The following is a 13,026-nucleotide window of genomic DNA, read 5'->3' as shown; positions in this document are numbered from 1 at the left end:
GTTTTGAAAAATAGCACAGCTGAGATTAGTCTATAATTCTTCTCAATTCATCATAAGCGATTACCAATTTGGGAAATTCATAATTTATAAATTTCTTGCACATTTTTTGTCCAAAATGTTCCAAATTTTTATGACCTATACCATTAAGTGTACGAATGAAATGGTAAAATTCATCGTAACATAAAGGAGGAATGTCACTAATCTCAAGATTATTGATTTCATATTCTGGAATATCTTCAAAAAATCCAAAAATTAAATCTTGTACTTCTTCATCATTTACTGATTTCAATAACAACGTTTTTTCAATTAACCGATAATCATCATTAAATTTATCTAGGCATATAAAAAATAATTGATACGACTGGTGTAATGAAATAAGTGTATTGCGTCGTGATTCCTCTGCAAGAAAAGTCAACTGTCTTAAATTCTGCTCTGACTTTTCTTGAACCGCAACTAAATTCATCTGAATTTTTGCTAGTGTATCCAAACGTTCTTCTAATTCTTTCTGACGATTGTCTAGCTCATTCTTATCTTTTTTAGATGTCAGTAAAATATATAGTATAGGGATTATAGCTGCAAACAGATCAACAACATAGCCTAACCAATCTGTTTTCTGTAATTCTTGAAGAATTTGTCTAAGCAAATCTTCCCTCATAAACCCCTCCCCTTCTTCCACTTCCACTCCCTATACTGGTCAATGGTTACAAATGAGAATCCACTAAAGTGATGTTAGTATAGTTTGGCTTTAGACTAGATAGCACTAAACTTTTATTTTACTAATACGCCTATTAGCATTATACCAAAATATATCAAAAATAGACCTCAAAACTTTAAAAACAGGTTGAACTAATCACAATTGTACAGGCTGAGAATTACTAAAATAATAAAAACTGACTAGTTTTTACAGAAAAAAATAAAAAAATGGCAACGTTTTTTATCGCCATTTTAAAAATTTATCCTATTGGTTTCAAAAAAATCCCCTTTTCTTATTGACAAAGAAAGGGAGACGTCTCTATCCAGCCTAAGAGTTATTTCTGCATATAGACAATAGAGAATAGCTAGATAAATCTATGTTTCAAGTGTTTTTTATCATACTATTCTGCTATTTTTTCACCTCGTTTTCAAAACTTTTGGGGCGGATTTGGGGCAATTTATTTGAAAGTTCCCCACGCACCACCATAGCGTTTGCCGTTTTGGGTTGCCCCTGTCGCTACGTAATTACGTTTGCCAGAGCCGCCAATATAAGATACCCAGACAAAGCCGTTTGTGTCGATGATGACAGTATCATACTTGACTGACTGACCTTTTGTATACTGCGCCACAACCTGACCCGATGTGTTAGGCTCACGGCGAACATTGATGGCATCGACAGTCACTGTCATTGTGCCACTCTCTGAGTATCTCCTAGCACCAGATGGCGCGCTTTCTGACGATGTTACAGCCACACTGTCTACGTTTGGCGGTGTGATATAGTGCGCTACACTATTACGGTATGTGGCGGCACTATAATAGTTCCGCACTGGATAACGCCTACCCCTCATATTTTGTTCAAGGATAGTCAACTGGTCACCATCGACCGCCTCGACAATCACAACATGCCCATAAATGTTGTTTGCTGTTGGTTCTATCGTCACAATCTGACCAGCCTTAAACTCACCAGAGCTAGACACCGACCAACCATTAGCAGCCCAATCATAACTTGTGCCTATGTTGGCAGCCTTGATAGTATCACCAATAGCCCCGCTGACATAGCCTACACCTGCACCAAGCCCGACTGTTGCATCAGGACTGATTATCCGTTCATAATAACTAGCCAGCGCATAACACTCACCGTTACCTACCGATTGACCAGAGCCGACCAACGCCGCCACATTACTTAGTGCCTCATTTACTGTTGACATTTTCTTTGTCCTCCTCATTTAAGTTATCTATAACAATTTCAACAAAAGGAGCAAGCATGAGTATCAAAAGACCGACTGGGAAAAACAGCAGAGCGCCAATTATCATCAAGATAAGTCTTATTACTAATCTCATACTATACCCCTTTTTTTATTGATTATCTTCTTGATACTTCTTAGATGAAATACCTAGAACCGTACCTGCAAAAGTTGCGACAGCTGCAATCGTACCATTGATAACTGTTGTCTCAAACGAATAGAGCGCCCCTAGCGCAGAAATCAGAGTGATTGCTGCTGGTGCTACTATCGTTACAACTGTCTTAGCTACATCGTATTGAGCGTTAGATAGTTTCATTTGTCGTCCTCCTCTCTAATAGGCAATTCTTTGTACTTTTCATACAGAGCCTCGATTTCGCCATTACCCCCCAGATTTTTGTAACTCTCAAAGAGTATGCTCAACTCCCTGTAAATCTCGATGGTGGTGTATCCCCGCATGATTTCTTTTTTCAAATCATGGAATAAACGGTATCGTTGAATTTTTTTAGTACCATCTTTTATTGACGCTACTTGTCCATTTGTATCAGTTGCTGTCTCATCAATAGCCCTAACTTTAGCCGAAAGACTATTTAGGTTTTCCAAGATTTCATCCAAGATGCCTTTTTTCTTATTTTCTCGATGCTCAAAGACTTTATTAACAATGACAACAAGAATACTGCTACAAGCGGTGATAAGGGTTGTCAAGACCGCTGTGTCTTTTAACCATGAGGGCATAGGCTACTCCTGCTCCTCGCTCTCTTTAGCTTCAAGTTCATCAAGGATAGCGTCCTCGATAGCATAGCGCAACTCTCGCAACTTCTGCTCATCTTGTCGCATCTCTTTGCGGTACTTAGCATAAAGCTCTGGCTCATGCAAGGTCTCATAAACTGTTGATACCGCCTCCGCATTCGTATTGATGACAGTTGTCTTGACAAGTTTTGTCTCCTTACCCTCTGTCACATGAAATTCCGCTGTTGTTTGACGTGTTTTATTGATTTTTAGCATTGTCTGCTCCTCCTTTTTTATATGTTTTTATTATAATTTTTTTGAAATGGGATTTTTTACGCTATTCTTCTCCACATGTACACTGTGACGTAAGGTTGCATGTTGTTGTGGGGCTGATTGCCACCTGTGTTTCCAGTGTTCACGCCTTGAGGATACGCCGTTGAGCCGCCATCACTTGCCCAGTCTCGTCTGATGGCTTGATTACCACTGTTTGCCGAAACATATTGTCCGTGGCTATGCGATGGCATTTCGTCAACGGTCAAGGTATGGGTCTTAGCCCCTCCTGTCTTATTTGGCGCATTAAAATCACTATCGCTCTCATTGACACCGACCAGCACCCGACCTTGACCAAACCTTTCCCATGTTCCGCCCATGAATGTAGAGGGGTTATCAGCGTTAGTTGATTGATAGATTGAGCCTATAGGATAAAGTTGGTCAAGTGCTGGCGCTTTCCAGCTAGTCCACTGTCCCGCATTAACACGATACCGCTCATAATACCGTCCATTAGTCGCCGCATAACGTTGCCAAATCCAGTTATTAGAGCCATTGTATGTTTCGCTGGCAGTGACTATCACTTCGATATGCCCCCAATACGAAGTCCCAAAGGGCTGATTACGAGTGTTATTTGAAAATGTGTGAATGCCCGCTAAGAATAGCGTATCAAGGTCTGCGACTGCTGCACCTCGACTGTAATGTCCGATTGGAGTCTTATTTCTTCCCCAAATATTATCACCCGCATAGATTTCCCCTGCCGCATCAAGCGACCCAGCCTTTCCTTGCTCAACAACTTTGCCGATGCCGACGCGCCCGTCTTTGTCATAGCTCATCACGACACTTTCTGCCGCAACTGTCGCTGAAAACTCAACTCGGCTAAACTTATCTGACAACATGCCAATGACCACAAATGACTTGTTAGCCGCATAATTACCTGCTAGGTTTGCTGCTGAATTGGTCAGCGCACTAAGCGTTGTAAACGTGCCTGCGGCACTCCCATTGTCTGCTGTATAACTCGTGCTACCTAGTGGCGCAACCTTAAATGTTAAGCTCATGACATTCTTCTGGCTACCTGACAGCGTGATAGGCGCTATCTTAGCGTTTCGGACAATTTGAATGATGTTAGGTGTCTCTCTCGTCCTAACCGCTGTAAAGCTCAAGACAGGAGAGAAATACTCAATCACGTTGATTGTAATGTCTCTTGTATCCGACCGTCTGCCCCTGCTATCAATAACAGAGGCACGAATAGTCGCAGAGCCGTTAAAGTTCATCATGCCAAGCCTGCCGCCGTTTGATGATGTTGATTGGTTTCTATTGACAATTTCAGCATGGTAGCCTGTGATAGACGAGCCATAGCTCCCTACCGCACCATTGAACGTTACTTGAATATCAGAAATAATCTGCAAGAAATTATTCCCGCTCAGCAAACTCCTAGCAGCAGTGTTACTATCTGTCAGGGTAACACCGCTAAAGCTAGGTTTGACACTAGCTGGCACGCTAGCGGTAAAGTTGACTTGCTGTGTACCAGTCTTTGTGCTACCGCTATAAGTATCAACATATAGCGTACCTGTGCCACTTGTGGCATTTGGTATATCGTTAGCAAAATCATGAGGAATAGTCCACGAGTGACTAGTACCAACATTTGAGGCAATCGTTCCAGACTTAGACCCCCACGCATATCTTAGCGTGTGAGTAAAGCTATCACTCTGACGGCTGATGCTGATTGTCACTGCACTACCGATAATACCATCACCAACAGAAACAGAGCTAGCCCGTGGGATAGTTGTTAAACTAACATTAGCGCTAACCGTTATTGTTCCGTGGATACCGTTGTTAGGGTTAAAAGTCGCAAAAACCCCAAACGACTTTGTCCCATCTGCGTTGTGACTGACACTTGTTGACCCGCTAGCGAGAGCAAACTCCTCTCCGCTAGTCTGCCATCTCGGATTGCTAGAGTGGACTTGTCGACCGTCCAAGGTCAAAGATAGGCTACTGTCGCCTTGGTGGTTAAAAGTATAATAAGCTCCTGTCCTGCTTACTGTTAAGCGCCAATTAACTGTCGTGCTATTACTAGCAATGTTTTGTTGTCCCTGGTCTACGTAGAGATTGAGAAATAAACTATTATTTGATTGACTATACTTTGCCATTTTTCCTCCTAACCTACATATCTAATAACATTCATATCAGCGTTGAGATGATATTGCTCTGTTCTAAACCGACCAATCTGCACTGATGCGGTAAAGATACCATTATCAATGTGGATAACCCCTTGACTGATATACATGACCTCTTTACCTGCTGAAAACATAGAAATCCTGTCATGACTGACTTTGATTGTTGAGCTGGCATCATTTTTACCAATAACCAGACCCTCATTAGAGCTAGTCATGTAAGTATCGATAAAGGTTTTCAACTCTCTCAATCCGCCAAACTGCGTTGTCAGTAAATCAATCCGCCGACCAGCTTCGATAAGGTCAGCCTCTGACTTTTTGGCAGCCTCTCCGTTTGCTTTTACAAAGACATTATAGGCTTTCTCTAAATCACTAAAAGCCTCCATAGAGGCTTTAGCGGCTAGCTCTGCCTCGTGAACCTGCGCCTTTTCAGCCAAAGCGTTTAGTTGTTCTTGGGTCAATGTTTGGTCTGCTTTCGTATTGAGTGCTACAGTGACATCGTTTGGGTGAGGTGACCAGTGTTTAGGCTCGATGTTGCTTTCAACAACCATGTACCAGTCGATGTCCGCAGTACCTGAGCGGTCGCCTCCACCAGGAAACCAGTAGGTGCTAATGGCATAACGTTCCGTATAACGAGCTGTGAATTTTATGCTTTTAGTTTCATAGTTTGTTGAATTAAATTCCAAATTGTAATTTTCTTGCCAATCTGTTTTATAGAGATAAACTCTTGTACGCTTATCGCTAACACCACCCGTTTTCTTAGCACGGGCTAAAAAGTAATACGTTTTTCCAGCTACTAGCTCAACATAGCGACTTTCAAAACCATAGCCGTTACTACTTTTATCAATCTTTGAGTTCTCAACGAGATTAACATGGTCAACCTCAACCGTTCCCACCATGTCAACCCAGTTATACCTTGTTGGGTCTGCACTATCAGCCTGCGTGTAATCTGTGTATGTTCCTAAATATCGCTTGTTGCCTGTCTGGGTGGTGCTAAATCCAGTTCTGCCGTCTGCACTTTCAGCATAGGCAAAATGAATGTATGGCGTTCTGCCATCTGCACCCTTAGCACCTGGCACACCGTTAGCACCATCTGTACCTTTCCACTTAGTCCAATGATACATAGTAGGGTTTGGGCTATCAGTAGCATTAAAGTCTTGATACATGCCAATATAGGCTTTGGTTTGGTCTGTCTGGCTAAAACCACCACCAGTTGCATTGTCTGCATAAGCAATGTGTGTGTACTGGGTTCTGCCATCAGCTCCTTTTGCTCCTGGTATTCCTTGTTCACCCCTCACGCCCTGAACACCTTGAATGCCTTGTAAACCACGTTCTCCTTTTTCACCGTGTACGCCGATAATAGCAGGGTCTGTCATCTTAGTCGTGCCGTCAGTATATAACTCAACCCGATAATTCCACAAATAGCGTTTATCAGCTGTTATAGCTTGTGGGGTGGTTGTCCACCCTGCACTTGCTCTTGTGATACCTGTTGATGCTGTGGTTGCTAAATAGTAGTTAGTCACATTAGAAATGCCATTGCCTGTGTCTCCTTTTTCGCCATTATCTCCCTGTTCACCCTTAGTTTTCGTCCACTTGTACCGTGTTGGGTCTTCACTATCTGCTGGCTCAAAGTCAGTATAAATGCCGATATAGAGCTTATTGATTGAACTATCAAGACTAAATCCATCTGTACCTGTTGCATTATTCGCCCACGCCGTATGCACATAGGGAGTGCGACCATCTCGCCCTGGTGTGCCTGGTGTGCCTAGCTTGCCATCAACAACATTCACAAATGAAATCTCATCTACTGCCACCTCATCATTTCCGATGTAAGCAGCAACCGTCAACGTCACCGTATCAACCACATCACGCCCACGGACTAGATAGGTCATGCCTGTTTTCACTTGACCATCAAGCGACCAACGCCATGTGACACCAGACACAACAGGTTTGCCACCTCGATATAAAGAGGGAGTGATGAGGCTTTCTCCAATTTGATTTTTGAAAATCACACCGTTAGTTGTGGATAACTTAATTAGATAGGGCTTGCTTGCTTCAAAAAGTCGCTCAAAAGCTGTTTGAATATCATCTGATAGCCTGTTTTCAAGTGCCTTAAAATTAGCAAAAGTAGTGCTGTTGCGTGTTGGATTAGTAAAACTTATTTTTTGGTCTGATACCCTAGCCTGTACCAGCAACAAAGGGCTAAAACCATCATCATAGATGCGTACAGTATCACCAATCTCAACATCAAGGAAACCATCAACCGTATAAGTGATAGCTGGATAGGCGTGTTTTTTTAGATTGCGTAGCCCAGCCGCTCTAATCACGGTTGGATTATCACTGTCAACCTCCAAATCTTTCCTAATCCATTGGTCAGCCTGTGTTGAATGGGTAAAGGTTGATGGGTACATTTGAGCCGCGATAGGGGCATATAAAGCCTCGCCGCTTTGGTAAAACTCACGCACCCCATCTGAATTGTTTTCAGAGTATGGCGATAAGCTATTGATGGTTACAATCTCCTCGACTTCCTCACCTTTGGCGTTTTTTACTGTCCTTTTTCCGTAAGGTCTAACCATAGTATAGAGGTCTGATTTATCAATCTTTCTAGTGATTGATTTTAGGTTTTTACCATAAGTCAGTTGTATATCATTTCTGACACGTCCCACCCCTTGATGCGTATCATCGTTTTCATGATAAACATTGACTTTGAAACTCTTAATCGTGCTATCATCGTTCAAATGGGTTTCAAAGTCAATCTCTGCATCAAACTTTTTGGCAAGGCTCAAAAGGCGAGCGAGTTTGGTTTCTTGCCCCTCCCATTCAAGCGTGCGTTTTTGGTTAGAAATCTCATTGATGCCAACGGTTAGATGTGTAAAGTTCAACAAATCCATAGCGTTGCAATACTCAACAAATGACATAGCTTTAGTTGCTTTGTAAGGGTTACTGTATTCATTGATAAGCTCAAGGTTTAAGTTTTCGCAATAACAAGTAATTGTCTGCTCATCTTCTTCAACAGTCATCACGCTAAACAGAAAACTCTTGCCATTGTATTTGAAAGACACAAAGGCTTTCTCATTGAGATAGTTGTAAGTTTTCTGTGTAGCTGTGTCAGACTTGATAGCCTTTTTGTAAACTGTAAATTCAAAAGTTGATGACCCTGTTTCAAGTTGTCTAGCCCAAGTGTCATCATAATAATTCAGCGTACTTTGCTTATCATTATCAACAAACGCCACTTTTTGCAAGTTTGCATCATGGATTGTTAAAAGCATTTTATAGCCACCTCTCTTCAAATTCTATTCTTACACTAGGCTTGTTTCTAACAAAACTGGATACATAAAGCTCTAGCGTACTTCTGCCAGGTGGGATTGACAACCAACGTGACCCGTCGACCACCTCACCGATTTTTGCAATACCATCAATATAAACCGTATCATCTTCACTATTTATAACCACGTTAGACCCAGTAGAAAAACGGTTAGGAATATTTTTAGTGACTGGCACAAAATCCTTACGGTAAAAAATACTATCAAGGTACATGTGAGACACAACTGGTTTATTCCCTATACTGCCAATCGTAACATGGATTTTGGCGGATTTTTTCCCTTTTATTTCTGGGATGGTAAAGACTGGGTAAGACCCCCACCAGTAAACTTGCACCTTATCGTCATTACGTTTCAAATCAGACCAACCACGTGTACTGTTAAAGGGGTTATGGTAGTCTAGGTGTGTTCCTGTGAATGTCCAACGTTTTAGCATGTTATATCCGCCCCTACCGTCACTAGCCATAAAATTATACTCACATTCCAAACCCTGTGAGCGTTTATAGGTTTCAACACCATACAAAAACTGCCCATCGGCATCGGACACTGAAATCTTCATAAATCCGTATTGATTTGATGCCCCTAGCCAAAAAATCTGTCGCCACCAGATATAGTCATGTAATGACCCTGTACCGCCTGCGCTATCAGCTGGGATTGTCCAAGATAAGCTCCCTGCGTTGTTTCCTACTGTACCTCCAGGAGACTGTAAAAAGATATGATGCCGACCCCATACGCTAACTGTATTGAGGGTGCTATTTAACCTCTGCATATTATCGTTATTGATAGCTACATTTTTAACACCTCGACTAAACCCTGTAAGGATACTGTTATCTCGATAATCTAGCAATAATTCTGACTGCTTGACAGTCTGCGTGTCAGCCTCCTCACGGTTTCCAAGCTCAAAAGCGGAGTGCTGATTGACAAGACCAATATAGCCATTTTCTGCATTGTGTTTGACCGTAACAATTGGATATGCTGGGGCTGTGCCGTTATTTGTCAATGTAAATACCATCTTCTCGCTGTTGACAGCAGCATCAATATCGCTGTTAAAGGTGCGATAGGTTGAACTATGAGCAACCCCGTCAGGAATTAACAGGGATATCTCTGACCGTTGAAACCATCTAGCAAGATTGTCTGGTGTGATGTCATCAACTGGCAGACCCATATAGTATTTATCTGGCTCATCTCCATAAACAATCCTTACTGGCTCTGTAACATCAAGGACACCTGCCAGCTCATGCTTTAACTGCTCCATCTCCATTGCATTTGATGTTTTCATGTCAAATTTAATAGTGTGTTCTTTTGCTCCACGTTTCACTTGCTGGATATTCACGCCCAATAAAGGAGCGTTATCGGTTGATACGCTCCTTGTATTACCAATGGGGCGGATAATATCTGTAATCCTAAAGAAACGTGACATGTCAACACCGTTGAATGTCATTTCTTTTGTCATGGTCTTATCCCTCTCATTCTGTTTGTTCTTCTAATTTGCTCTGATTGATAATTAGCAAACTTATCACCAGTTTTGGCAACTAGCGTACCATCATCTAGTACCATCTCTGCTGGTCTCTGTACGGCTTTTTCAGCCACATCAAGCGCTTTTTCTAGGAGGTCGTTAGATTTCTCTTTCGCAACCTCTACACTAGCTTTTACAGCCTGCTCTAGCTCTTGCTTGACTTGCACAACCTTAGACAGTTTTGTTTTCCCAACACCGATGACATCCTCAGCTTTGAAACTAAAGGATTGAATTTGCTTGAATACATCACCCATCGCATCATCTACCTTATAGGCATCTTTGGTAATACCAACTGCCACACCCTGGGAGATGAAACGACCGACACCATCCCTAAATAGGCGTGATGGTGAGTGAATTTTAGCCTTAGCTTGTGCCGCTCTCTCTGCCTGTGCCACAAGGGCATTAGCAGCCGCTGTAACAGCTCCTAAAGCCGACAGCATACCTTGAGCCAAACCTTGTCCAATCATAGCCCCTACGGACTGCATAGCCCCCACACCAGACATCCCAGCTGACCTAGCGGCATTAGTCAAAGTCTGCATAGCACTTGACACTTGACCAGCACCAGAGCTGATACCTTTAGCTAGGTTTTGTGATGTCTGCTGCCCAATTTGACTACCTTGCGATTTCATCTGATTACCTGTGGACTTAAACGCATTAAGCATAGCATTCATCGATGATTGAACAGTGCCTTTTACAGCAACTAGAGTTGTTGCGATGCTAGTAATAGCACTAACCGCAACCCCACTATAAGTTGCTATTGAGCCAAATCCTTGCCCAATAGCCTTAATAGATGCCGCAACTGGTTTCAAAGCTAAACCTAATAAACCTATCCCTGCCGCTAGAACAGCTCCACCTGCCGCCGCCACTACTGATGATGCACCAAAGGCAATCAAACCAGCAGATAAAACGCTAAGCCCTGCACCAGCTACCATCACACCAGCACCAAAGGCAACAACTGCACCACTTAGGGCAAGAATAGCACTAGAGGCGCTCATGCCGTACATGGCAATAGTTGGTAATTGACTTGCTAACATTGCTAAACCAGCCGCCGCCATACCGATACCAGCACCGATGAGGGCAACCGCCGCACCAAAGGCGACCATCCCAACAGCCGATGCGGTAAGAGCTGGACCAAGCAAAGCAAACACACCAGCCATAGCAGCGATGCCAACACCTAGACCAACAAGGGCGATGGCTGCACCACTACCAGCAGATGCTAGCTGGATTGCGGCTTGCACCAAGACATAGATGCCAGCACTTGCTAAAGCAACACCAGCACCAACCATGAGCATAGCCGCCCCCATTGATAACCATTGGGCAGGACTTGCCATAGCCGCTGCTGTACCAAATCCCTGTGCAACAGTAGATAGAGCGGTTGCTAGCCCCTGTAAAACGGTTGAAATTCCTTGAGCAATAGAGGTTATCAACGTACCAAGCCCAGAAAAGACTTGCTCAATGATACCTTTAGACTGACTTGCTGACCCACTAGCACCATCAAAGGCATCTTTAGCATTTTTCTTAAAAACACTAAACGGGTTAAACTTACTAATGGTTTCAAAACCTTTGAATTTTGCTAGTAACAACCCTAAAACTGGCACTAACATAGCAATAAGTGAGGGGTCAACACCGCTTAGAAATTCTTTGATTTTTCCAGCAACTTTGCTAACAACAGCAACCACCTCATCAACTTTAGCCCTAAATGTTTCACTTGTTGTATAGGCATGGATAAACCAACCGACCAATGCACCAAGGGCAACAGCAGCAAGCATGAATGGATTTCCTGTTAGAGTAGCCTTTAACAAGCCAAAAGCTGTTTTAAGGCTGTTTACCGCTGATACAGCCGTCTTAATCCCTTTGAATGCGGCAACTGCACCTAGTACAGCACTAGCGATGGATTGGATTGTGCCAGGTGGTAATGATGAGATAAATTCAGCAGCTTTTGTAACTGCCTCCGCAATCCATTTGACAATCTCGCCAAAAGCTTTACCTAACCCCTCCACAAACCCTGTATTTTGACCAAGGCTTGAAAAAACATGCTCTAATGCACCCTGTATAGCTGAAAAGGCTTTAGTAAGAGCCGTGACAGCCCCTGTATTTTTGAATGCCTCCCACATACGTTTAGCAGCATCAACTACCCAAGAAAGGACATCAACGAATTTAGAAACATAAGGGATAAAACTATTAAATGCGTTATTGATGATAGGCTTTAGTTTCAGTATGTTCTCTGAAATACCTCCTAAACCTTTTGATTTAGCAGCAGCATCAAACGCTTGTATAATATTAGCAACACCCCTTGTTACAGCGGTCTTTGCAATGCTCCAGCTAGTAGCGATACCTTGACCTGCTACTTTTGCTTGCTCTGCCAATCCGCCCTGTGCTGTGTTCATTTCAATCAACTTATCTGACATATCTGCTAAAGATACTTCTCCAGATTTCAAAGCCTCATAAAAATCACCACCTACTGCTGTTGAGGTGTAACCGAATGCCTCAGCTACATCTTGTAACGTTTTAGGCATTGCAGTCGCAACAGACCGCCACGCTTGAGCATCCACCTTACCAACAGCCAGCATTTGAGAAAACTGCTCTAAACCGTTAGCAGCTAACGTAGACGATGCTCCACTAGCTATAAATGCGTTATTCATGGCTAACGCTAAATCTGTGGCTTTCCCTAAATCTCCTGTGGTTGTTGTCAATTTCTGGGTGGTTCGTACAATATCATCAAGAGTTGTTGGTAATCCGTCAATACCATCTGATAGTTTCGTCATTGATGCAGTTGTATCATCAGCTGAATAACCCCAACTTTGCATCACTTTAGGGAAATTATTCAAGGTGTCGACACGGTTAACAGCTCCTCCAACAGAGCTTGAGACCATCGCCATACCTTTTTGTACAACTGCACTAGCAACTGCCATAGCTGTACCAAATCCTAAAGCTGATTTAGAGCCTGTATTAAACCCATTTGACGAGCTTTCTCCTAGCCCTTGCAAAAGACTTTTTAGCTGTTTCACACCCTGTTGGGCGCTTGTGCCGTCTAAATCAACGGTAATCGTAACCTTACCATCTGCCATGTTTTACCTCCTTTCGCT

10 protein-coding genes are annotated in these 13,026 nt (G+C 42.8%); all 10 read right to left on the bottom strand.

The annotated features are described in order from the left end of the window. Positions 1 to 25: 25 nt before the first annotated feature. The 10 genes from A3GW_RS0105950 to A3GW_RS10885 all read right to left on the bottom strand — a co-directional run bounded on the left by A3GW_RS0105950 (position 26) and on the right by A3GW_RS10885 (position 13,008). Complete coding sequence (locus A3GW_RS0105950) at positions 26 to 676, bottom strand: hypothetical protein (protein WP_149036274.1); 651 nt, start codon at positions 674 to 676, stop codon at positions 26 to 28. A gap of 475 nt (positions 677 to 1,151) precedes the next feature. Beyond that, positions 1,152 to 1,901, bottom strand: coding sequence for a PlySs2 family phage lysin (locus A3GW_RS0105945; protein ID WP_018368389.1), 750 nt, complete (start codon positions 1,899 to 1,901; stop codon positions 1,152 to 1,154). Beyond that, a complete protein-coding gene (locus A3GW_RS11865; protein ID WP_018368388.1) occupies positions 1,885 to 2,034 on the bottom strand; it encodes a hypothetical protein in 150 nt (49 codons plus the stop codon). Before A3GW_RS11865 ends, A3GW_RS0105945 begins: the two co-directional genes overlap by 17 nt. A 15-nt stretch (positions 2,035 to 2,049) precedes the next feature. Then, on the bottom strand, positions 2,050 to 2,253 hold the full coding sequence (locus A3GW_RS0105935) for a phage holin (RefSeq protein ID WP_018368387.1): 204 nt from the start codon (positions 2,251 to 2,253) through the stop codon (positions 2,050 to 2,052). Beyond that, complete coding sequence (locus A3GW_RS0105930) at positions 2,250 to 2,669, bottom strand: hypothetical protein (protein ID WP_018368386.1); 420 nt, start codon at positions 2,667 to 2,669, stop codon at positions 2,250 to 2,252. Before A3GW_RS0105930 ends, A3GW_RS0105935 begins: the two co-directional genes overlap by 4 nt. Before the next feature lie 3 nt (positions 2,670 to 2,672). Then, positions 2,673 to 2,939, bottom strand: a complete 267-nt coding sequence (locus tag A3GW_RS0105925) for a hypothetical protein (protein ID WP_018368385.1) — start codon at positions 2,937 to 2,939, stop codon at positions 2,673 to 2,675. 56 nt (positions 2,940 to 2,995) lie between these two features. Then, positions 2,996 to 5,080, bottom strand: coding sequence for a DUF859 family phage minor structural protein (locus A3GW_RS0105920; protein ID WP_018368384.1), 2,085 nt, complete (start codon positions 5,078 to 5,080; stop codon positions 2,996 to 2,998). Between the two features lie 8 nt (positions 5,081 to 5,088). Beyond that, entirely contained in the window at positions 5,089 to 8,373 is a 3,285-nt protein-coding gene (locus A3GW_RS0105915) for a phage tail spike protein (RefSeq protein ID WP_018368383.1), read from the bottom strand. 1 nt (position 8,374) lies between these two features. Beyond that, positions 8,375 to 9,877, bottom strand: coding sequence for a distal tail protein Dit (locus A3GW_RS0105910; protein WP_018368382.1), 1,503 nt, complete (start codon positions 9,875 to 9,877; stop codon positions 8,375 to 8,377). Then, positions 9,874 to 13,008 (bottom strand): tape measure protein, encoded by a 3,135-nt coding sequence (locus A3GW_RS10885; RefSeq protein WP_018368381.1) that lies wholly within the window; start codon positions 13,006 to 13,008, stop codon positions 9,874 to 9,876. Before A3GW_RS10885 ends, A3GW_RS0105910 begins: the two co-directional genes overlap by 4 nt. Positions 13,009 to 13,026 lie beyond the last annotated feature (18 nt).

The organism is Streptococcus entericus DSM 14446, from assembly GCF_000380025.1.
GTDB classification, from domain to species: domain Bacteria; phylum Bacillota; class Bacilli; order Lactobacillales; family Streptococcaceae; genus Streptococcus; species Streptococcus entericus.
The sequence above is the reverse complement of the archived record's forward strand: the minus strand, read 5'-3'. Positions and strand labels throughout refer to the sequence as shown.